At 32.0% G+C, this 21,231-nt stretch carries 24 protein-coding genes; 9 read left to right on the top strand and 15 right to left on the bottom strand.

Annotated elements, in window-relative coordinates:
- Positions 1-75: 75 nt before the first annotated feature.
- The 7 genes from V6251_RS11025 to V6251_RS10995 all read left to right on the top strand — a co-directional run bounded on the left by V6251_RS11025 (position 76) and on the right by V6251_RS10995 (position 7,738).
- Positions 76-1,383 (top strand): TolC family protein, encoded by a 1,308-nt coding sequence (locus tag V6251_RS11025; RefSeq protein WP_341588269.1) that lies wholly within the window; start codon positions 76-78, stop codon positions 1,381-1,383.
- Between the two features lie 113 nt (positions 1,384-1,496).
- Positions 1,497-2,573 (top strand): efflux RND transporter periplasmic adaptor subunit, encoded by a 1,077-nt coding sequence (locus tag V6251_RS11020; protein WP_341588268.1) that lies wholly within the window; start codon positions 1,497-1,499, stop codon positions 2,571-2,573.
- Positions 2,574-2,682: 109 nt separating this feature from the next.
- On the top strand, positions 2,683-5,877 hold the full coding sequence (locus V6251_RS11015) for an efflux RND transporter permease subunit (protein ID WP_341588267.1): 3,195 nt from the start codon (positions 2,683-2,685) through the stop codon (positions 5,875-5,877).
- Between the two features lie 166 nt (positions 5,878-6,043).
- Entirely contained in the window at positions 6,044-6,253 is a 210-nt protein-coding gene (locus V6251_RS11010) for a YgaP family membrane protein (RefSeq protein WP_090838743.1), read from the top strand.
- 92 nt (positions 6,254-6,345) lie between these two features.
- Positions 6,346-6,900, top strand: a complete 555-nt coding sequence (locus V6251_RS11005) for a YeeE/YedE family protein (RefSeq protein ID WP_341588266.1) — start codon at positions 6,346-6,348, stop codon at positions 6,898-6,900.
- Position 6,901: 1 nt separating this feature from the next.
- On the top strand, positions 6,902-7,315 hold the full coding sequence (locus tag V6251_RS11000; RefSeq protein ID WP_341588265.1) for a DUF6691 family protein: 414 nt from the start codon (positions 6,902-6,904) through the stop codon (positions 7,313-7,315).
- An 84-nt stretch (positions 7,316-7,399) separates the two neighbouring features.
- Entirely contained in the window at positions 7,400-7,738 is a 339-nt protein-coding gene (locus tag V6251_RS10995) for a DUF4870 domain-containing protein (RefSeq protein ID WP_292949180.1), read from the top strand.
- Positions 7,739-7,822: 84 nt separating this feature from the next.
- Here V6251_RS10995 and V6251_RS10990 read toward each other — a convergent pair whose 3' ends face one another.
- The 7 genes from V6251_RS10990 to V6251_RS10960 all read right to left on the bottom strand — a co-directional run bounded on the left by V6251_RS10990 (position 7,823) and on the right by V6251_RS10960 (position 13,627).
- Positions 7,823-8,200, bottom strand: coding sequence for a hypothetical protein (locus tag V6251_RS10990; protein ID WP_341588264.1), 378 nt, complete (start codon positions 8,198-8,200; stop codon positions 7,823-7,825).
- Positions 8,201-8,362: 162 nt separating this feature from the next.
- Positions 8,363-9,481, bottom strand: a complete 1,119-nt coding sequence (gene dnaN / locus V6251_RS10985) for a DNA polymerase III subunit beta (RefSeq protein WP_028283060.1) — start codon at positions 9,479-9,481, stop codon at positions 8,363-8,365.
- Positions 9,482-9,566: 85 nt separating this feature from the next.
- Positions 9,567-11,246, bottom strand: coding sequence for a gliding motility-associated ABC transporter substrate-binding protein GldG (gldG, locus tag V6251_RS10980; RefSeq protein ID WP_341588263.1), 1,680 nt, complete (start codon positions 11,244-11,246; stop codon positions 9,567-9,569).
- Entirely contained in the window at positions 11,227-11,712 is a 486-nt protein-coding gene (locus V6251_RS10975) for a hypothetical protein (protein WP_341588262.1), read from the bottom strand. The genes gldG and V6251_RS10975 overlap by 20 nt, the downstream gene beginning before the upstream one ends.
- A gap of 1 nt (position 11,713) precedes the next feature.
- Complete coding sequence (gene gldF, locus V6251_RS10970; RefSeq protein WP_341588261.1) at positions 11,714-12,427, bottom strand: gliding motility-associated ABC transporter permease subunit GldF; 714 nt, start codon at positions 12,425-12,427, stop codon at positions 11,714-11,716.
- A gap of 27 nt (positions 12,428-12,454) precedes the next feature.
- Positions 12,455-12,751 carry a putative quinol monooxygenase gene (locus V6251_RS10965; protein WP_341588260.1) on the bottom strand — a complete coding sequence of 99 codons (297 nt, stop codon included), beginning with the start codon at positions 12,749-12,751 and terminating at the stop codon, positions 12,455-12,457.
- Between the two features lie 42 nt (positions 12,752-12,793).
- A complete protein-coding gene (locus V6251_RS10960; RefSeq protein WP_145001443.1) occupies positions 12,794-13,627 on the bottom strand; it encodes an SAM hydrolase/SAM-dependent halogenase family protein in 834 nt (277 codons plus the stop codon).
- A gap of 108 nt (positions 13,628-13,735) precedes the next feature.
- Between V6251_RS10960 and V6251_RS10955 the strand changes: the two genes are divergently transcribed.
- On the top strand, positions 13,736-14,689 hold the full coding sequence (locus V6251_RS10955) for a PhoH family protein (RefSeq protein WP_145001444.1): 954 nt from the start codon (positions 13,736-13,738) through the stop codon (positions 14,687-14,689).
- Positions 14,690-14,734: 45 nt separating this feature from the next.
- On the top strand, positions 14,735-15,682 hold the full coding sequence (locus tag V6251_RS10950) for a phosphoribosylaminoimidazolesuccinocarboxamide synthase (protein WP_341588259.1): 948 nt from the start codon (positions 14,735-14,737) through the stop codon (positions 15,680-15,682).
- A 69-nt stretch (positions 15,683-15,751) separates the two neighbouring features.
- Here V6251_RS10950 and V6251_RS10945 read toward each other — a convergent pair whose 3' ends face one another.
- From V6251_RS10945 to V6251_RS10910, 8 genes are all read right to left on the bottom strand, one after another.
- Positions 15,752-16,309 carry a DUF4269 domain-containing protein gene (locus V6251_RS10945; RefSeq protein WP_341588258.1) on the bottom strand — a complete coding sequence of 186 codons (558 nt, stop codon included), beginning with the start codon at positions 16,307-16,309 and terminating at the stop codon, positions 15,752-15,754.
- Positions 16,310-16,366: 57 nt separating this feature from the next.
- Positions 16,367-17,050 carry a haloacid dehalogenase type II gene (locus V6251_RS10940; protein ID WP_341588257.1) on the bottom strand — a complete coding sequence of 228 codons (684 nt, stop codon included), beginning with the start codon at positions 17,048-17,050 and terminating at the stop codon, positions 16,367-16,369.
- A gap of 12 nt (positions 17,051-17,062) precedes the next feature.
- The gene (locus V6251_RS10935; protein ID WP_341588256.1) at positions 17,063-17,725 is read right to left on the bottom strand and encodes a peroxiredoxin-like family protein; all 663 of its coding nucleotides are present in this window, start codon (positions 17,723-17,725) and stop codon (positions 17,063-17,065) included.
- A gap of 30 nt (positions 17,726-17,755) precedes the next feature.
- Complete coding sequence (locus V6251_RS10930) at positions 17,756-18,412, bottom strand: DsbA family oxidoreductase (RefSeq protein ID WP_341588255.1); 657 nt, start codon at positions 18,410-18,412, stop codon at positions 17,756-17,758.
- A 2-nt stretch (positions 18,413-18,414) separates the two neighbouring features.
- A complete protein-coding gene (locus tag V6251_RS10925) occupies positions 18,415-18,729 on the bottom strand; it encodes an EthD family reductase (protein WP_341588254.1) in 315 nt (104 codons plus the stop codon).
- A 94-nt stretch (positions 18,730-18,823) separates the two neighbouring features.
- The gene (locus tag V6251_RS10920; RefSeq protein ID WP_341588253.1) at positions 18,824-19,375 is read right to left on the bottom strand and encodes a carboxymuconolactone decarboxylase family protein; all 552 of its coding nucleotides are present in this window, start codon (positions 19,373-19,375) and stop codon (positions 18,824-18,826) included.
- A 74-nt stretch (positions 19,376-19,449) separates the two neighbouring features.
- Positions 19,450-20,013, bottom strand: a complete 564-nt coding sequence (locus V6251_RS10915) for a TetR/AcrR family transcriptional regulator (protein ID WP_341588252.1) — start codon at positions 20,011-20,013, stop codon at positions 19,450-19,452.
- Positions 20,014-20,098: 85 nt separating this feature from the next.
- Positions 20,099-21,187 (bottom strand): heparan-alpha-glucosaminide N-acetyltransferase domain-containing protein, encoded by a 1,089-nt coding sequence (locus tag V6251_RS10910; RefSeq protein WP_341588251.1) that lies wholly within the window; start codon positions 21,185-21,187, stop codon positions 20,099-20,101.
- Positions 21,188-21,231 lie beyond the last annotated feature (44 nt).

Below are 21,231 nucleotides of genomic sequence, written 5' to 3'. Positions count from 1 at the left end.
GCTTTTTGCTTGGTAACTTATGTTACCGACCAGGCTATTTATGTAATGTAAATTTGTACTGTAAATTAATAATTGATGAAAAAACACATTTATATACCATTATTGCTTTTGGGGTTAACACTTTCTGTTCAAGCGCAACAACTTGTTCCTATTTCAAAATCTGATGTTTTGTCTAAGGTTTCTGAAAATAATAAGAATATAAAAATTTCCGAACAAGATTTTAACGCAGCTAGAGCAGACTACAGACAAACCAATGCTGTGTTTTTGCCAAACATTACAGCAAGTCACACTGCAATGGCAACAACTAATCCTTTAATGGCTTTTGGTTCTAAATTAAATCAAGAGATTTTAACACAGAATGATTTTAGTCCTGCGTTGTTAAACAATCCTTCTCAAATTGAAAATTACGCAACCAAACTAGAAATTCAGCAACCATTACTAAATTTAGACGGTATTTACCAACGTAAAGCTGCTAAGTCTAAAATGGAAGCCATGTCTTTAAAAACAGAACGTACACAGGATTATTTAGCTTTTGAAGTGGATAAATCTTATATGCAATTACAATTAGCTTACAAAGCAGTAAGTGTTTTAGAGAAAGCTTTGGACGCAGCAAATGCAAATAAAAAACTAGCTGACGATAGCTTTAAACAAGGGTATTTACAACGTGCAGATGTATTAAATGTTGAAGTACGTGTCACTGAAGTTCAAAACCAATTACAAACCGCTAAAAGTAATGTGCAAAATGCGTCTAATTATTTGTCTTTTTTAATGAATGATGACGCTTATGTTGTGTACATGCCTAGTGATGAATTGTCAATCTCAACTTTTACTTTAGAGGATAAAATGGTGTCTGAAAACAGATCGGATATTAAAGCCATGCAATTAGCAACCAATGCTTATGAAGCTATGAATAAAGCAGATAAGATGGCGTTTTTACCACGTTTAAATGCGTTTGGGAGTTACGAGTTGTATGATGATAAAATTTTCCAAGGTGATGCAAATGGGTATTTATTTGGAGCACAATTAAGTTGGGATATTTTTAAAGGCTCAAAGCGTTTTGGAAAAGTACAAAAGAGTAAAGCCGAATTTGAAAAATCAAAGCTAGAATACAATCAATATGTATCACAAAGTAATTTAGAATTAAACAAAGCTAAACGTGCGTTTACAGATGCTGACAATAAGTTGAAATTAACAACTCTAGCATTACAACAATCTGAAGAATCTTTAAGAATTAGAACCAATAGATTTAAAGAAGGTCTAGAAAAAACATCAGATTTATTAATTGCCGAAACGCAATATGCACAAAAGCAATTGGAATACTACCAAACTATTTTTGAATACAATTACACACAAGCATATTTGCAATTTTTAACTAAAGAATAAAAAAGGATACAAGAATATAGAACCAAGAATCAAGATTGATTTTCGAGAGTTTTTAATTATAAAAATATATCACACTGAGCTTGTCGAAGTGTCTTAAATAAAAAATAACAACCATGAAAAAAATATATACAATCCTAACACTTTCTGTAGCGCTATTAGTAGCGAGTTGTGGTAGCGAAGACAAAAAGCTTGTTGTAGATAATTCGCCAGCAATTAGCGTAAAAACGAGTCAAGTAGCAGCAAATGGGAATAGTCCTTTTTTATCTGTAAGCGGTAAAATACAGGCTATTAATAGTGCCGATTTAAGTACTAGAATGATGGGTTACGTTAATAAAGTACATGTAAACGTAGGAGACAAAGTGCGTAAAGGACAATTATTAGTCTCTATTAATAATAGCGATTTACAAGCTAAAAGAGCGCAAGTAAATGCGGGGATTACAGAAGCAAATGCAGCTTTAAGCAATGCTCAAAAAGATTACAACCGTTTTAAAAATTTATTTGCGGATAATAGTGCGTCTCAAAAAGAGATGGATGATATGACTGCAAATTACGAAATGGCAAAAGCTAGAGTAGAAGGCGCTAATCAAATGAAAAACGAAATTAACGCACAGTTTGCTTACAGTAATATTACTGCACCTTTTAGCGGAACAGTAACTAGTAAAAATGTGGAAGCTGGTAACATGGCAAATCCTGGTGTATCATTAATAAGTATAGAAACACCTGGGAATTTTGAAGTGATAGCAATGGTTCCTGAAACTGAAATTTCAGCGATTAAAAAAGGATCAACTGTTGATGTGTTAGTTAAATCAATCAATAAAACCATAAAAGGAAAAGTAAAAGAAGTGAGTACTTCTGCTAAAAATACTGGAGGACAATATTTAGTAAAAATAGATTTAGATAAAACAGAGGCTAATATTTTATCTGGGATGTTTACAACAGTTCAATTTCCTGTGGAAAGAAAGGCAACGTCATCAATGGTTTTAATACCAAACGAAGCTATTGTCACAAACGGACAATTATCTGGTGTGTATACAGTAAGTCAAAGCAATACAGCATTATTACGTTGGTTGCGTTTAGGTAGAACTTTTGGAGATCAAGTGGAAGTATTATCTGGTTTAAATGTAGACGAAGCATACATTGTTTCAGCTGAAGGTAAACTGTTTAATGGAGCCAAAATTACAATTCAATAACTAATAAGTTGCGTTAAGGATAGAAGAGGAAATCCTTTTTTTGCTGCCATATATGGCAAAAAAAGATTGTAACGGATAGCCTGTTAAAACGCCCAAAATAAAAATTCAAATGAAAGAAGGAATCGCAGGTAAAATTGCCAAAGTCTTTATGCAGTCTAAGCTTACAGTGCTTTTGATGATTGTATTTATGGTGGTTGGTGTGTACAGTTCGTTTTTAATTCCGCGTGAAGAAGAACCGCAAATTGATGTGCCTATGGCAGACATTTTTGTGGGTTATCCTGGAGCAAGTCCTACGGAAGTAGAGTCACGTGTGATTAAGCCTTTAGAGCAATTAATTTCGAATATTAAAGGTGTGGAATACGTGTATTCTACGTCTATGAAAGAGCAAGGAATGGTCATCGTACAGTTTTATGTTGGCGAAGATATTGAGCGTTCTTTTGTAAAGTTATACAACGAAATTAATAAGCACATGGACCAAATGCCGGAAGGTGTTACGTTTCCGTTAGTAAAAACGCGTGCGATTGACGATGTGCCAATGTTGGGTTTAACGTTGTGGAGTGAAAATTATGACGATTACCAGTTAAACCAAATGGCTCAAGAGTTGGAAGCTGAAATTAAGAAGATAAATGATGTGGCTATTACGCATAAAATTGGTGGTAGAGATCGTCAATTACGTGTGGTTTTAGATAAAGATAAATTAGCTGCAAGTGGTTTGGACTTCTTGTCGGTTTCGGAAATGATTAAAGCAAATAACAGCCAATTAAGTGCTGGTAGTTTTGATAAGAATGATACTGAGTTTTTAGTAAATACAGGTTCGTTTTTGGCTTCGGTTACAGATGTTGAAAATTTGGTGGTTGGTGTGCAACAAAATCAACCTATTTATTTAAAGCAAGTCGCAAAAATTATTGATGGACCAGAAGTACCACAAAATTATGTGAGTATAGGTTACGGAAAAGGAAGTGTGAAATCGGTTGATTATAAGTCAGAATATCCTGCTGTTACTATTTCGGTAGCGAAACGTAAAGGAGCAGATGCCATGAAAATTGCTGATGTGATTATTGATAAAGTAGATCATTTACGTAGTACTTTAATTCCGGATGATGTATATGTAGAAGTCACTAGAAATTATGGTGAAACAGCGTCGCATAAAGTATCGGAATTACTGTGGCACCTTATTGGGTCTATCTTTGCGGTAACACTTGTAGTGATGCTAGCAATGGGTTGGCGTGGTGGATTGGTCGTGTTTTTATCTGTGCCAATTACGTTTGCTTTAACCTTATTGAGTTACTACATGATGGATTACACGCTAAACCGAATTACCTTATTCGCATTAGTATTTGTAACGGGAATTGTCGTCGATGACTCGATTATTATTGCCGAAAATATGCACCGACATTTTAAGATGAAGCGCTTACCATTTAAAGATGCAGCTTTATATGCGATTAATGAAGTTGGGAATCCAACCATTTTAGCAACATTTACAGTTATAGCATCTGTTTTACCTATGGCTTTTGTATCTGGATTAATGGGACCATATATGGCGCCAATGCCAATAGGAGCGTCTATTGCAATGATATTATCCTTATTTATAGCCTTAACTATTACGCCTTATTTAGGATATATTTTTCTAAAAGAAAAAGATAAAAAAGGCGCAGAAGAGAACCCAGAGCAGCCTGTTGAGGACACGCTTATTTATAAGATTTATAACAAGTTTGAACGTCCTTTATTAGAAAGCAAAGGTAAGCGTTGGTTGTTTTTAGGGATAACGTTTATGGTCTTAATGGCGACAATGGTGTTGTTTTTTACAAAATCGGTTGCTGTAAAAATGTTACCATTTGATAACAAGAATGAGTTTCAGGTGGTTATTGATATGCCTGAAGGCACAACGCTAGAAAGAACAGGAGTTGTAGCACAAGAAGTGTCGCAATACTTAGCGACGCGACCAGAAGTGGTTAATTATCAAAACTACGTTGGTACATCTGCACCAATTACGTTTAACGGTTTGGTGCGTCATTACGATTTACGTGGTGGATCTAATATGGCAGATATCCAAGTGAATTTAATTGATAAAGGCGAACGTGATATTCAAAGTCACGGAATTGCTAAAGTAATGCGTCCGGATATTCAGAAAATTGCTGCAAAGTATAACGCTAATATTAAATTGGTAGAAGTACCACCAGGACCTCCAGTTTTGTCAACTATTGTTGCAGAAGTCTATGGGCCTGATTATAACGAGCAAATTAAAATTGCCAATGGCGTTCAAGAGATTTTAAAAAACACAGATGATGTGGTAGATATCGATTGGATGGTGGAAGCCGATCAAACCGAATATCAATTTAATATAAACAAAGAAAAAGCCATGCTATATGGTGTTGCGCCACAACAAATTGCGTATACCATGAATATGGCATTGTCGAACAGAGCGATCACAAATTTATATGATGAAGATGCGGTTACTCAAGTAGGTTTGATATTGGCTTTAGATGAAAAAGAGAAATCTACAATTAGTGATATTTCGCAATTAAAAGTAAAATCTAAACAAGGGAATATGGTGCCTATTGCAGATTTAGTAACGATTACTAAAACGACTGCAGCAAAAAGTATTTATCGTAAAAACCAAAAGCGCGTGGTTTACGTGATGGCAGATATGGCTGGAGATTTAGAAAGTCCTGCGTATGCTATTCTTGGAATGGAAGAAAAGTTAAAAGAGATTCCGTTACCAAAAGGCTACGAGTTAAACGAAATGTATTTAGGTCAACCAGATTTTGAAGATAATTATACTGTAAAATGGGATGGAGAATGGCAAATTACTTTAGAGGTATTTAGAGATTTAGGTATTGCCTTTTTAGGAGCCATTATCTTAATATACATTTTGATTGTAGGATGGTTTCAAAACTTTAAAGCACCAATCGTTATGATGGTTGCTATTCCTTTATCGTTAATAGGAATTATTTTAGGACACTGGATAATGGGAGCCTTTTTTACAGCGACTTCTTTTATTGGTATGATAGCTTTGGCAGGAATTATGGTTAGGAACTCCGTATTACTTATTGATTTTATTAATATAAGAACAGCAGAAGGTGTGCCACTAAAACAAGCGTGTATTGAAGCAGGCGCAGTACGTACAACGCCAATTTTATTAACAGCAGGAACGGTTGTTATCGGAGCATTTGTGATACTTTTTGATCCTATTTTTCAAGGATTGGCAATCTCTTTAATGGGAGGGACAATTGTGTCTACAGTATTGACTCTACTGGTTGTGCCTCTTGTTTATTATATGATAGAGAAGCAAAATTATAAATAATGGGTAATTGTGTTGTGAATTATGGGATTCTGAAATGAATTCAGAATGACGTGCGGTTTACTGATAAGATTGGGTAATAAAAAGAAAGTTGAGTTGTGAATAATTAGGTTCTGAACTAGTTCAGAATGACGTGAATGTTAAGTTATAAATTTAAAAAAGAATAAAGATGTTGAATACATATTTTAGAGTAATTGTTGGTGTAATGGTATTATTAAGTGTGGTACTTTCGGTTTATGTTAGCCCAAAATGGATGTGGTTTACAGTATTTATAGGTGTAAACTTAATACAGTCTGCATTTACAAAATGGTGCTTATTGGAAACAATATTAGTAAAGTTAGGTGTGAGAAAAGAAGGCGCAGGTTGTAGCGTTAAATAGCATTAGTTTATATTAGGTTAATTCCTATAAAATTAGTAGACTAAAAGTCCATAAATTGATTTGTAGCACGTATTTTTGCGCAAATTTAATTTATGGATTTTTTATTTGAACCTTGGCATTGGTTTGTTTCAGGATTTTTAATAGCCTGTACAATGCTATTTTTATTATTAATGGGAAAAAAGTTTGGTATGTCATCAAACTTAAGAACTTTTTGTGCTGCTTGTGGTGCAGGAAAAGTCAATTCGTTTTTTAAATTTGATTGGAAATCGGATGTGTGGAATGTATTAGTTGTAATAGGAGCAATGATAGGTGGTTTTATAGTATCACATTATTTGTCATCCGCAGATATGCCTGCCATTAGTGATGCTACAAAAGCATCGTTATCTAGTATAAATATTTCGACTGAAAACCAATATTTACCTGTCGAGTTATTTTCTATTTCCGCTTTAAGCGATATAAAAACAATTGCTATTTTAATTGTTGGAGGAATCTTAGTAGGTTTTGGAGCACGATATGCTGGAGGTTGTACTTCTGGTCACGCCATTTCTGGTTTAAGTAATTTACAACTTCCGTCGTTAATTGCTGTTATTGGCTTTTTTATTGGAGGATTAGTAATGGTTCATTTATTATTCCCTTTAATTTTTTAATATGAAAAAACTACTTTTTATTTTTATAGGACTTTGTTTTGGGATTATAATGTACAAATCTGAGGCTGCTTCGTGGTTTAGAATTTATGAAATGTTTCGTTTTGAAGCGTTTCATATGTATGGTATTATAGGTACCGCTTTAGCGTTTGGTATTTTGTTTGTTCAAATTATTAAAAGGTATAACGTAAAATCGTTTGATGGTCACCCAATTGTAATTGCGCCAAAGGAAAAATCCTTTTCTAAATACTTGCTTGGAGGCATTATTTTCGGGTTAGGTTGGGCATTAGTTGGCGCATGTCCAGGACCTATATTTGTTCTTGTAGGTGCAGGTTATTTACCTATTATTATCGTATTTTTATCTGCTGTTTTAGGGACGTTTTTATATGGTGTATTAAAAGATAAATTACCACATTAATTACATTTTATTTTTAAAATCTGTAACATTTTTACAAATTATACGTCATATAAGTAGAAATCTAAAAAGCGAATTAAAGTAAAAATGAAAACAGACAGACAATTATTAGTATTAACCCATTTAAGTCAATTAGTGTCTTTAATTATAGGTTGTGGTAGCTTAATTTTACCACTAATCATATGGTTAACACAAAAAGATAAAATATATCAAATGGACGCTCATGGTAAAACCATTGTTAACTTTCAATTAAGTATAGTGGTTTTATATATTGTATGTGTGCCTTTAATTTTACTTTTTGGTTTAGGACTATTAGGCTGGTTTGTTTTAGGATTAGTATCTATAATTTACCCAATAATAAATGCCATTAAGGTTAGTAATGGCGAAGAACCGCATTACCCTTTATCTTTTAATTTTATTAGTTAGTTTACATTACATTGATAAAGAAGAAAAACGCAACCTGTTAAGGTTGCGTTTTTTGTTATGTGATTATAGGAAGGGTGTTTAGAATTATTGTTTTGTGAATTCTAAATTAGAAAAACCTTCAATTTTTAGATGACCGTCTACAGTATATTCTACTGTAGTATTATGCTCAAAATCTTCATTGTCAATAATAGTAAGTATTTCATTATGAATAGTCCATTCAAAAGGATTTGCACTTGATATTACATTGTCCTCTGTTATTACCATAGTTACTATTTTACCAAAATTTTCACCTTCAAAGTGAATGTGATATTCAAAAGAGGCAGTAGCATCTTCGCGAAGCCAATCACCAATAATGGGATTGGTAGTGGTGTTATTTGTGTTAGAAGCATCGTCATTATTATTACAAGATAATAGAGCGATACTAGTTATTAATAAAAAGAATAATTTAAAACTGTACTTCATATTATAGATTAATTGTTTTAATCAATTGCTAAGTTATTTAATGTTGAGGGTAACTTAGATTATTGCGTTGTAAAAGTATTAAAATTAAAGGAATATAATATTTATTATAACAAAAAAAGCAACTCTATTGAGTTGCTTTTTTTATGAAATAGGTTTAAGTTATTAGCTGTTTAGCATTACAGGCATCACTAACATAGTTACTTGTTCTCCAACCTCTAAATCATCAATTGGCGTTAAGATACCTGCTCTATTAGGCATGCTTAGCTCTAATTGTACATCGTTAGATCCTAAATTGTTTAACATCTCTGTTAAAAAACGAGAGTTAAAACCAATTTGCATATCGTCTCCTTGGTAATCACAAGTCAACCGTTCTTCTGCTTTGTTAGAGTAGTCAATATCTTCTGCAGATATATTTAATTCTGCTCCAGCAATTTTTAATCTAATTTGGTGTGTTGTTTTGTTAGAGAAAATACTAACACGACGTACAGAGTTTAAAAACTGTGTTCTGTCTATTGTTAGTTTGTTTGGGTTTTCTTTTGGTATTACAGCTTCGTAATTAGGATATTTACCGTCAATTAAACGACAGATTAATATTGTGTTTTCAAAAGTAAACTTAGCGTTAGAGTCATTATATTCAATAGTAATTTCCTCGTCACTTGCACCAAGTATTCCTTTTAATAAGTTTAAAGGCTTTTTAGGCATAATAAACTCGGCTACCTGAGAGGCTTTAACATCTTCTCTAGAGTATTTAACTAATTTATGAGCATCTGTAGCAACAAAGGTTAAACCTTCAGTTGAAAACTGAAAGAATACACCACTCATAACAGGTCTTAAATCGTCATTTCCTGCTGCAAAAATAGTTTTGTTGATAGCTGTTGCTAAAATATGACCAGGCATTTTTGTACTACTTGGATCCTCTAGGCTAATGGCTTTTGGAAACTCGTTTCCGTCTGCATAAGCTAAAGCATATTTACCATGATTTGAGCTAATTTCTACGGTATTGTTTTCTTCAATAACAAACGTTAAAGGTTGTTCTGGAAATGTTTTTAAAGTATCTAAAAGTAAACGTGCAGGAATGGCTACGCTTCCTTCGTTGTCACTATCTACATCTAAAACAGCAGACATTGTTGTTTCTAAATCGCTTGCAGATACAGTTAATTTAGATTCATTTAATTCAAATAAAAAGTTATCTAAAATAGGTAATGTATTTGAACTGTTAATTACACCTCCTAAAACCTGTAATTGTTTTAGTAAGTATGTGCTTGATACGATAAATTTCATCTATATGTGTAAATTAATACTATTAATAATTTGTCTTACAAATATATTGCTAATGTGTTAAAATAAGAAACAAACTTATTAACACTTACTTGGCATATTTTTTCTTACGAAGGTAGTTAAATATTAAACCAAAAACACCTAATAAAACCAATGGTAATAAGAGGTTTAGTAGTTGCCATTTTGTTTTTTCTTCTGTAATTTTTTCAGGATTTAAAAAGGCAACTGCAATTTCTTTGGATCTAATGTTTATAAGTCCTGTGTCATCTAAAAGATAATTTGCCACATTTGTCAAAAATTCTTTATTACCAAAGGTTTGTCCTGTGTATTTGTCAAAACCTAGCTCTTCAGGACCTAATCTTCCAACTTCGTTTTTAATGACGTCACCATCAGATATGACTACCATTTTGGTTGGTATACTAGTATTTTTAGAGTTTGAAATAGCCACAGGTTTTACTCGGTTGTTATAAGCCGACGTAAAGGTTCCTTCTAGCAACACAGCTAATGTTTGTGGGCCTTTATTAAAGGTTTTAGGCTCTAACTTATTATTGACCATATCCAAGCTGATTTCGCGAGGCGTACCTTCTAATTTAGTTAATGGCGCAGTTTGGAGCAATATTGTTTTTTTTGTACTACTTTTAATAGTATCCATAGGATTGGCAAAATCGAATTTTAAGAAATCTAAATTATTGACAATAGGATGATTGCTGTTTCCTTTTGCTAAAGGCGAATAGGTCCAAGGATAGCTTTGAAATTGACTATCGCTACCTTCTCCTGACGCTAAAGTTATAGGAGCAGAGTACATAGAGCTTACTATAAGTGGATTTATACGTATACCATATTTAAAGAAAAAATCGGTTAGGTTTAAATCGAATGGGATAGCAATATTTTTACCATAATCGTTATAAAGACTATCTTTATCCATTGCTACTTGCTCTAGTAACCATAGGCTTTTACCACCATTCATGGTATACTGATCTAAAACAAATTTTTCTTTTTCTGAAAATGCTTCTGTTGGCTTAGCCGAAATAATTAAATCGTATTCCTGTAATTTTTTTAGAGTGCTTTCTGCGTAATTAGAAACGCTATCTAATGTAAATGGAGCAATAAAATAATAGTCTCTTATACTTTTAATATAGTCTGCAATGTATTTGTTTTCTAGCTGTCCATTACCTTTTAAAACTGCTATTTTACGTCGTTTAGGATTAACCAATTTGCTAATACCATCTGCAAACGCATATTCTAATTGTTGTACAGAGTTTGTAACTAATTGTTGTTGTGTTGCTCCAAGTGTATTTTTTACTAACGGAATTTTTACCGTTTGGTCATTATAACTTGCTAAAGCCCAAGGAAAAATAACAGCTTGACTTGTTTTTCCGTTTTCTTGGACGTTTAATTGCATGGGTGTTAATCCTCTAGCATTTAATTGCTGGATATTTTGATCTCTAGTCGCTTCGTCTTCAATTGGATTTATAAAATTGAAACTAATGTTATTATTATAAGCGACTAACTCTTCTAATAATTGTTTGGTTTCAGATTGTAGTTTTCTAAACTCTGAAGGAAAATCATCACCTTCTAAAAATACATCAACCAAAATAGGGGAATCTACCTTTTCTAATATGGTTAAAACCGAAGGATTTAAAGTGTAGCGTTGATCTGTCGTTAAATCAAAACGTTTATAAAAGGTATTGGCTATTACATTAATTACAATTAACCCAATAACTACAAGTACGATATTTTTGATAGTATTATTCAAATTTTTTCTCAAGTTGATAGGTTTTTATTGCAACAACAGTATCGTTTTTAAATTGAAGCTCAATACATTCTTGGTCTTTATTAAAAGCACCAGGTTTAAAGCCCATATTGTAATTCCATTGATCTTTAGAGTTAGCTTTAATACTATCATCCCAACCATACCATTCTGCTGTACCAAAATCTGTTTTAATTTCAGCTTTAGTTTTGCCAATTAATTGGTTATTATCATTTAATTGATCCATCATTTCAAACCTAAGTTCTGGGTATTCAGCCCAATTTTCTGCATTAAAATGTTTTTGGTGATGGTAACTAGAAAAAATATTAACTATTGGATAAAATAAATAAAAATAGAGTAGAGGTGTTGCTATTACTGTAATTAATAAGCTTATCCATTTATTGTCTCCAATAGTTTTTATAAATAGCCAGGCTAAAATAAAAACAACTATAAATGATATAATTAAAATGGGTGTAATTACCATACTATTGTTTTTTAATATTGAATTTGGTTAGCGCAATAAATAAAATAGTTATACTTAAAAAGTATATTAGGTCTTTAGTATCCAGAACACCACGACTCATACTTTTATAATGTGCATTCATACCCAATTGCTCCACAGTATTACTAGATATTACATCTGCAATGCCTTCAAAACCAATATAAAAAAATAGACATAAAAACACAGCAACTATAAATGCAACTATTTGATTGTCTGATATGGTTGATGCAAAAACACCAATTGCAGTATAGGCTGCTACTAAAAATAGTAAGCCAAAATAGGATCCTAATGTACTTCCAAAATCTAAATTACCTAATGGGTTACCTAATTGGTAAACGGTATAAACGTATAATAGTGTTGGCAGTAAGGCTATAATAATTAATAAAAGCGCGCCAAGATATTTTCCTAAAACTAATTGTAATGTGCTAATAGGTTTAGTTAAAAGTAGCTCTAAAGTGCCTTGTTTTTTTTCGTCACTAAAGCTACGCATGGTTACTGCTGGAATTAAGAATATTAAAATCCATGGTGCCAATAAAAAAAACGTTGATAGATCAGCAAATCCGTTATCAAGGATATTAAATTCGCCTTTAAATACCCATAAAAACAGTCCGTTTAATAATAAAAATATAGCAATAACTAAGTAGCCTATTGGCGAAGCAAAAAATGAGTTTATTTCTTTTTTAAGTATGGCTAGCATGCTTTATTTATTAATGTTATTTATAATTTATTTCAATGAAGCTAGTTTGTCTACACTCCAAGCTTCTGGTTTAGCATTAAAAAGGGGTTTAGTTTTTGTCCAAACACCTTTAAATAGGTCTGAGTTGCGATAGTTTTCTAAATCACTTTCGTTATCCCAATAGCTATATGTAAAAAACACATTAGGATTGGTTTTGTCTTGATATAACTCTAATAGCTGGTTACCCTTAAAGTTTCTTATCTTAAATTTTACGGTTTCAAAATTAGCTAAAAAGGTGGCTATATTTTCTTCAGCAAAACTTAATTTAACAATTCTTACAAACATGGCTTGGGTATTTATGGGTTTCCGCGAAAGCGATACTATTATTTATTTAAAAAAATTAATGGTTACTGTATCACGCAATCCTAATCCCATTAGGCTGCTTGCGCTACCAACCGTTTGGTTATTACTTTTATAAATGGCAATTTCTAGATAATTAGAACTGTTAAATACGACTAATCCACGTCCTTCGTCATTACGTTTATCTTCTGGTGTGTCAAAGTTAACGATGTCACTATATTTGGATTGTATTTTTTTGAACTTATAATTTCTTGCAGACACTTCGTAAGAACGTCCTTTTTGCAGCGTTTCAAAAAAGTTTTTTCTAATATTAGTAACGACATTACCATAATTGTCAATGTAGATTATGCTACCAATTATTTGCGTTTGCTCCTCATTAACGTAAGGCACTAGATTTTTAATTGGTTTTATTTTATCAATAGCTTTGCCTATAACTTCTAACGTTCCACCACGTGCTATGTGGCATGCTACTTTTACAAAGACATCTAAAACAGGAAAACTGGTTTCTATTTTATCATGTATATTAATTTCTACTAATTTAGAATGTGCAATCTCATTAGCTATCATGCTCATAATTCCGTTATTGGCACAGATAAAATAATGTTCGTCCAGTTCTACAGCAATATGCTTGTTTTCTGGATTAATTTCGGAGTCAATACCAATGACATGGATTGTACCTTTAGGAAAACTACTATAGGCATTTTGAATAATATAGGCTGCCTCAGCAATATTAAATGGTGATATGGAATGAGAGATATCAACAATTTTAACTTCTGGCAATTCGCTGTAAATAGCGCCTTTTATTGCGCCAGCAAAGTGATCTTTCTCTCCAAAATCTGTGGTAAGCGTTATAATTGGCATGAATTATTGTTGATATTTTTTTAACCTAGAACACACAAAAAATGTGTAAATTTGTTAGATACACAAAACTAATAAAATTGTACAGATTAATTTAATAAATCAGCGCTTTTGAACGAAATAATTATTGAACTACAGGAGATCTCTCCAAAAGAGTTTTTTGGAACCGGAAATGAGAATATTACACTACTAAAAAAATACTTTCCAAAACTCAAGATTGTAGCTAGAGGAAATACCATTAAGGCTTTTGGAGACGAAGAGTTATTGGATGAGTTTGATCGCAGAATGACCATGCTATTAAAGCATTTTTCTAAATACAATAAATTAGACGAAAATGTAATCGAGCGTGTTTTAACTAGCCAAAGTAGTGATGATTACAGCACTTCTGAAAAAAGTGGCGAAGTCTTAGTACATGGTGCCAATGGTAAACCTATCAAGGCTATTACAGCTAACCAACGTAAAATGGTCGAGCTAATGCGAAAAAACGATATGGTATTTGCTATTGGACCAGCAGGAACAGGTAAAACGTATACAGGAGTAGCATTAGCAGTTAAAGCATTAAAAAATAAAGAGGTAAAACGTATTATTTTGACGCGTCCAGCAGTGGAAGCAGGTGAAAATCTAGGTTTTTTACCAGGCGATTTAAAAGAAAAATTAGATCCTTATATGCAACCATTATATGACGCATTAAGAGATATGATTCCTGCGGAAAAATTAGCGCAGTATATTGAAAATGGTACCATACAAATTGCACCTTTAGCATTTATGCGTGGTCGTACATTAGATCATGCTTTTGTTATTTTAGATGAAGGTCAAAATACAACACATGCACAAATGAAGATGTTTTTAACCAGAATGGGTAAAAGCGCTAAATTTTTATTAACAGGTGATCCAGGACAAATTGATTTGCCTCGTCGTACTATTTCTGGTTTAAAAGAAGCTTTACTTATTTTAAAAGGAGTAGAAGGTGTAGGAATGATTTTTCTGGATGACAAGGATGTTGTTAGACATAAACTAGTCAAAAAAATTATCGAGGCTTATAAAAATATAGAAAATAGAGAGTAAATTTTAATTACAACAACAACAACAACAACAACAACAATACAACTAATGAGTAATACTATTATAGACACCAATTTTAATTTTCCTAATCAAAAAAGTCTATACAAAGGAAAAGTTAGAGCGGTTTACAATATTAATGATGAAGAATTAGTCATGATTGCAACAGACCGTTTAAGCGCGTTTGATGTAGTTATGCCAAAAGGAATCCCATATAAAGGACAAATACTTAATCAGATTGCAACTAGCATGATGAAAGCTACCGAAGATGTTGTGCCAAATTGGTTAACAGCAACTCCAGATCCTAACGTTGCAGTAGGACATTTATGCGAGCCTTTTAAAGTAGAAATGGTTATACGTGGTTACATGTCTGGTCATGCAGCGCGTGAGTATAAAGCGGGAAAACGCATGCTTTGTGGTGTTGCAATGCCAGAAGGGATTAAGGAAAACGATAAATTTCCGGAGCCTATTATTACGCCTGCAACTAAAGCAGAAATGGGTGATCATGACGAAGATATCTCAAGAGAAGACATCCTTAAAAAAGGAATTGTTACAGAAGCAGATTATATTGTTTTAGAAGATTATACGCGTAAATTATTTAAAAGAGGGACAGAAATAGCTGCTTCACGTGGATTGATTTTGGTGGATACTAAATATGAATTTGGTAAAACTAAGGATGGAAAAATTGTCTTAATTGACGAAATCCACACACCAGATTCTTCTCGATATTTTTATGCTGAAGGTTACCAAGACCGTCAAGATAATAACGAAGCACAAAAACAATTGTCTAAAGAGTTTGTAAGACAGTGGTTAATTGCTAATAATTTTCAAGGTTTAGAGGGACAAACTGTACCAGTTATGTCTGATGACTATATTGAAACTGTATCAGAACGTTATATTGAATTATACGAGAATATTATGGGAGAACCATTTGTAAAAGCAGATGTGTCAAACATTCAAGAACGTATTGAAGCTAACGTTTTAGCATATTTGAAATAAAATATAATATATTTTTGAAATAAAAAAAGAGCTTGCAATTGCAAGCTCTTTTTTTATAAAATAGTTGAATTAACTCTTAATATAGTCACCTTCCAATGCTAGTAAAGCTAAGTATGGATTACCTTTTAAGCCAAGCAGTTTAGCAAAAGCAGGTTCGGTTTTAAAACCTTTTAATTTTAAAGAAACAATGTCTTTTTTAAACTGATGTCCTTTTTGTTTTAAAATTCCATTTTCAATAAGCATATGTCTGTATGCATTTTGCTGTTTTGAAGGAATAGCTTGACCAAAAATTTCATATAAAAACTGATCAGTTTTAAAAGTAGCAATGGTTGATGGTATTGTATTTTGAATGGTTTGGTAGACTTTAAAATCTTGATATTCTGAAAACTGTTGTTTTAAAAATAAAGAAAAGGTATCATGGTTTTTACACTCGCAAATAATATCTAAGTCGCTATTAGGTATATCTATACCAATTGGGATTGTACCTGTTAAAATTGGATTGTAAGACATTAACAGTTGCAAAACATTATGTTTTTTCAAATCAAAATAAGCCTTAATCTGTTTCTTATTCCCGTGTTTTAAGTATTCAATAGTTGTAAAATCTTCACTCAAAATTTTAGCTTTCAATTGGTTTTATTAAGTAAATTAAAGTAAAATACACGTATTTGTTCTTAAAAGAAACCACTATTTATAAGTTAATAAAATATCAGCTACTTTTTGTAAATCACTTTCGTTGATTTCTGTTTGTGGTGCTAATGGAAATGTTTGCTGTCCAGGTCTGCTAACAAAAGCAGCTCTCCAACCTGCCCAAAGTGCACCAGCAACATCCCAACCATGTGCAGCAATAAGCATACATTCTTCTGGTTTTATGTTCATTTTATTTGAAGCCCAATTATAAACATCAGTAAAAGGTTTAAATTTTCCAACCGATTCAATACTTAACAAATCATCAAAATATTGGGTTAAACCAGCATTTTCAATTTTAGTTTTAAGGCTTTCATCGTTAGAATTGGTTAAAGCTACAAGGGTATAACCGTCAGTTTTTAGCGTGTTTAAAGCGTCTTTTACTTCCGGATGAGGCGGTAAATTTTGCATCGATTTTACAACAATATCTCTAGCTTCTTCTTCAGAAATTACAATGTTATTGTTGGCTGCAACCATTTGTAAAGCAGCAGCACCAATGTGTCCAAACGGTTTATATTGTCCACTTGCAGATACCACTAATGAATACTGTAACATTGTAGTAAACCATAAGGATAATAACTCTTGGTTTCCCCCTAAAGCGTCACCAACCTGCTTTTTCATTATGTTTAAATCTAATAATGTTTCGTTTACATCAAAGAATAATACTTTAGGTTTAGTTGTCATTAGTGTCGTTTTTTATTTCAATTGTTTTAAAGCTGATAATATTTCCGATGGTTCTGCACGTTGTGTATAATCTGCATCTAAAAAAGCATAGGTAATTATTCCGTTGGTACCTATAACATAAGTTGCAGCTAGAGGTAAGGAATTACTAGTATCTCCATTAACTTTGTTTAGTCCAAAACCAGCGTTATAAATAGTAGCAACATCATCTGTTAGCGTGTAAACCACACCATATGCTTTACCAATAGTGTTTTCTAAATCACTTAAAACGGTAAATTTAAGATTGTTTTTTTCTGAAGTACTTAAAGAATTATCTGGCAATTCTGGAGTTAAAGCCATAAGTGTAGCGCCTTCTTGTTTAAATTCTGGTAATTTTTCTTGTAAAGCGTGCAAAGTAATATTGCAATATGGACACCAACCACCTCTGTACCAAGTTAAAACTACGGGTCCGTTTTTTAATTGGTCGTATAAACTAACCGATTCGTTTAAAGCATTTTTTAGAGTGAAATTATGCGCTTTGTCACCAACTTTTAAAGCAGAATCTAAAACTCCAGAGTTTGCAACACTAGAAATTCCATCTGCATATATTTTTTTCTTTTCGTCTGTAAATTTAGATGCACTTGCTTGACGAACTTCATCTAACAATACATCTAAGTCACCTATTTTATTTGAACTCATACCTTTATTTTCTTTTGAAAAATTATAAAATTAAACGGCTTGTTGTTCTGCTATTAACTCCGTTAATACTTGTTTAAAAGTATCTATAGGTTGTGCTCCTGTAACTGCACTTTTTCTATTAAAAACAATAGTTGGTACTGAGTTTACTCCCATGTTTTTCCAATAGTTTTGTTTGTTTCTTACTTCCAATCGTGCTTCATCGCTATCTAATTTTGCTAAAGCTTCATTTGCATTTAAACCAACTTCTAAAAGTGCTTCTTTTAAAACATCTCTTTTAGATACATCTTTTCTATCACTAAAAAAGGCTTTAGTTAAAGTCATTTTTAATTCGGTTTGCTTACCAAAATCTTTAGCATATTCTAATAATACATGTGCGTCAAATGTATTTACCATGCGCATGTCATCAAAATAATCAAATGTAAAACCTAAATCTGCACCAATCTCTGTCATGTTACGTTTAGAGTCATTTTGTTGTTCTGTAGTTGATCCGTATTTTTCTGTAATATGTTCGTTTACATTTTGACCTTCTGCTGGCATATTTGGATTTAATTCAAACGGTTGCCATTCTATGTCAATTTTATCCTCAACACCTAATTCTTGTATTGCTTTTTCTAAACGTTTGTAGCCAATGGTACACCAAGGACACACAACGTCAGAAACGATATCTATTTTTAATTTATTTGCCATAATTAAAATGTTATTAGTTCACTAATTTGAAGTTCAGCTTGAATATTAGTATAGTTTTTTACATCTGCAGCAAAAGTTTCCCCATGTGGTCCAAACGATTCTTGGAAAGCCTGAACGCTATCAAACTTTAAATGTGCGATAGCTACATAAGGAGCAGGCTCACCAGGAACTCTGCTAGCTATACCTAAGTCTAATTCTAAATCTTTTAAAGCGCTACCAACTAATTTTGATACCATTGGTAAGTGCGTGTTTTTATAATAGTCTGCATCAAACTGTACATCTTTACCGTTTGGATACATTACTGATACTTTTATCATGATTGTTTTTGTTATAAAATTAATAAACCTTCCTTAAAGTTAAGAAAGGTTTACAGCTATTAATCAATCTATAGTTTTTAATTTAAATACTAGATTATTTTTTTGACCAAGCAAATTTTTGAAAAGCCTCATCAACAGGTGTATTTGCGATGTGGTTTGTGTAATTACTAATTACTTTTTGAGATAATCCTAAAATTATTTCTAATACTTGTTGCTCACCATATCCAGCTGTGTAAAAAGCTTCTAAATCTGCTTGCGAAACATTACCACGATTACGTGTTATGGATAAAGTAAAAGTACGTAATGCTTCTAATTTTGCATCAGCAAGAGGTGTTTCATTACGTAAAGCATCAATAATGTCATCATCAACTTTCATCATTTTAGCAATTCCTGTATGCGCTGGCACACAGTAATGACAAGCGTGCTCTACGTTAATGGTTTGCCATACCACAGTAAGCTCTTCGTTATTAAAAGATGTTTCTGTAAATAATTGGTGTAACTCTTGGTATGCTTTTAATAATTCCGGTGAAGCTGATAAAACTCCGTGTAAACCAGGAATCATTCCGTATGCTTTTTGAGAGTTTTCTAATAATGGTTTTGCAGCTTCTGGTGCAGTTTCGATGTTGTGAACTTTTAAAGTAGTCATAGTTTCTTGTTTTTATTTTAATATTCTGTTAATCTTTTCTAAACGTTCGTTTAGTTATTGTGTAAAAAAAATGCTTATAAATTTTTGAAGACCATTTCTATATAATCCTCAATCTCTTTTTTTGTGTTAACTCTAGCTGCTGCAGCTAAACCGTGTTTTGCAAGTAATAAATAGTTAGCTTGTTTTACTATAGTCTCTTCGTCTTTAGAAGCATCTAGTTGTAATTTTTCAATAATTATGGATTTTAAATTATCCATAAAACTATTCATTTGTTTAGCAATACATTCATCTTCTTTATCAGAAAACTCATTGTAAGTATTAGTAACAAAACAACCTTTAACTTTGTCGCTTTTAAAATTAGAACTTACAGAGTCGTGAAAAAATTGTTTAATATCTTCGACACCTTTAGTTCCTTTTTTTAGCTTATCTAATACAGTACTAACATTAGATTTATAAAGCTTTAAACTTTCTAAAAACAAACCATGTTTGTTGCCAAAACTAGAATATATAGAAAACTTGTTAATGCCCATTTCTTTCTCAAGCATTTGCATTGAAGTGGTTTCATACCCATTTTTCCAAAAAAGGTGCATTGCTTTTTCGACTACTTCAGCTTCGTTATATTGTTTTGTTCTTGCCATTTTTAATTTCCGTGTAAACGGTAACTGCTAATTACATGACAAAACTAAACGATTGGTTAGTAATAAAAAAATTTTTAACACTTTTTTAGTTTTTAAGCTTCAAATAAAACTTCCGAATCTTATTATACAAATAAGTATTGGTTTGCACATAATAAAAAGAAATAAAGCACACAACCACCATAAAAACAATAGCACCAAGGATAGCTTGGGTTGGATTTAAACTTTTATAAAAAAAGTGTTTTAAGCTTAAACCTGTAAAACTACCGTAGATAATCATAAAATGAATGACATAAATAGACAACGTTTTTTGTCCGATTTTAGTAATTATTGCTTGTTTAAGATAAGTTTCAAAAGTGTAAAATATCCCAAAGATTACCATTACATTTCCAAGTCTACTAAACAAATAATTGTAGTTAGCACTTCTGGTAAACAAAGGTAAATTAAATAGGTTATCTAGTAGTTTTAAAGTTGGACTAGAATAATAAATCATAGACACACCTATAATTAAAAAGGCGACAATTTTAATAGGTTTATAGTTGTTTTTATGTCCAAATTTAGCAAATAATACAGCAATAAAACCACCAAATGCAACGTAGCCAAACCATGGGATTATAGTAAATACCGATCCATGTTGTAAGCTTAAGTAATTAGAGAATAATATTGGAGCGTTTTCAATTTTTAGGGTTCGGTATAATGGCTCTGATACAAAAATGCTAAAGCCTATTATTAAAAATAATGCGGCTAAAACCCATTCATTTTTAAAACTTATTTTAAATAAAAAAATTAAAATTAATAAGGATAAACCTATGCATTGTAAGACATCTACTTGTAAAAAATTCATGTTAACTTGCCCATACATTAAACTAATAAACGAAAAGCGCAAGGCATAACCCAATACAATTAACAGTAAGCCTCGATTTATTCCTTTTTTAATTCGCTCTTGTTCTGTACCTTTTTCTTTAGCTTTTAATAATAAAAATACAAATACTAAACCTGTAATAGTAAAAAAGGTTGGAGCTGTAATCCCTCTAAAATAAGCCCAAATATTATAAATAGTATTAGAAGTGTCCCGATAAATTGGGTTTAAAAGCGAGTCTATAAAATGACCTTGTAACATCATTAGTATAGCAAAAGCTCTGACAGCATCAAGAAAAAAAAGTCTGGTTGGTTTCAAATGGTATTTTTGTTAGGGTTGTAAAGATAATAGTTATATTTAAA

The sequence above is a fragment of the Olleya sp. Ti.3.14 genome, assembly GCF_038154885.1.
Classification (GTDB): domain Bacteria; phylum Bacteroidota; class Bacteroidia; order Flavobacteriales; family Flavobacteriaceae; genus Olleya.
Note: the sequence above shows the minus strand (reverse complement) of the source record. Positions and strands in the feature narration are given on the sequence as shown.

Bases quoted from the DNA above. Each gene is read 5' to 3' on its own strand.
- V6251_RS11025 (WP_341588269.1), top strand. From the start codon at position 76: ATGAAAAAACACATTTATATACCATTATTGCTTTTGGGGTTAACACTT.
- V6251_RS11020 (WP_341588268.1), top strand. From the start codon at position 1,497: ATGAAAAAAATATATACAATCCTAACACTTTCTGTAGCGCTATTAGTA.
- V6251_RS11015 (WP_341588267.1), top strand. From the start codon at position 2,683: ATGAAAGAAGGAATCGCAGGTAAAATTGCCAAAGTCTTTATGCAGTCT.
- V6251_RS11010 (WP_090838743.1), top strand. From the start codon at position 6,044: ATGTTGAATACATATTTTAGAGTAATTGTTGGTGTAATGGTATTATTA.
- V6251_RS11005 (WP_341588266.1), top strand. From the start codon at position 6,346: ATGGATTTTTTATTTGAACCTTGGCATTGGTTTGTTTCAGGATTTTTA.
- V6251_RS11000 (WP_341588265.1), top strand. From the start codon at position 6,902: ATGAAAAAACTACTTTTTATTTTTATAGGACTTTGTTTTGGGATTATA.
- V6251_RS10995 (WP_292949180.1), top strand. From the start codon at position 7,400: ATGAAAACAGACAGACAATTATTAGTATTAACCCATTTAAGTCAATTA.
- V6251_RS10990 (WP_341588264.1), bottom strand. From the start codon at position 8,200: ATGAAGTACAGTTTTAAATTATTCTTTTTATTAATAACTAGTATCGCT.
- dnaN (WP_028283060.1), bottom strand. From the start codon at position 9,481: ATGAAATTTATCGTATCAAGCACATACTTACTAAAACAATTACAGGTT.
- V6251_RS10975 (WP_341588262.1), bottom strand. From the start codon at position 11,712: ATGGTAATTACACCCATTTTAATTATATCATTTATAGTTGTTTTTATT.
- gldF (WP_341588261.1), bottom strand. From the start codon at position 12,427: ATGCTAGCCATACTTAAAAAAGAAATAAACTCATTTTTTGCTTCGCCA.
- V6251_RS10965 (WP_341588260.1), bottom strand. From the start codon at position 12,751: ATGTTTGTAAGAATTGTTAAATTAAGTTTTGCTGAAGAAAATATAGCC.
- V6251_RS10960 (WP_145001443.1), bottom strand. From the start codon at position 13,627: ATGCCAATTATAACGCTTACCACAGATTTTGGAGAGAAAGATCACTTT.
- V6251_RS10950 (WP_341588259.1), top strand. From the start codon at position 14,735: ATGAGTAATACTATTATAGACACCAATTTTAATTTTCCTAATCAAAAA.
- V6251_RS10940 (WP_341588257.1), bottom strand. From the start codon at position 17,050: ATGACAACTAAACCTAAAGTATTATTCTTTGATGTAAACGAAACATTA.
- V6251_RS10935 (WP_341588256.1), bottom strand. From the start codon at position 17,725: ATGAGTTCAAATAAAATAGGTGACTTAGATGTATTGTTAGATGAAGTT.
- V6251_RS10930 (WP_341588255.1), bottom strand. From the start codon at position 18,412: ATGGCAAATAAATTAAAAATAGATATCGTTTCTGACGTTGTGTGTCCT.
- V6251_RS10925 (WP_341588254.1), bottom strand. From the start codon at position 18,729: ATGATAAAAGTATCAGTAATGTATCCAAACGGTAAAGATGTACAGTTT.
- V6251_RS10920 (WP_341588253.1), bottom strand. From the start codon at position 19,375: ATGACTACTTTAAAAGTTCACAACATCGAAACTGCACCAGAAGCTGCA.
- V6251_RS10915 (WP_341588252.1), bottom strand. From the start codon at position 20,013: ATGGCAAGAACAAAACAATATAACGAAGCTGAAGTAGTCGAAAAAGCA.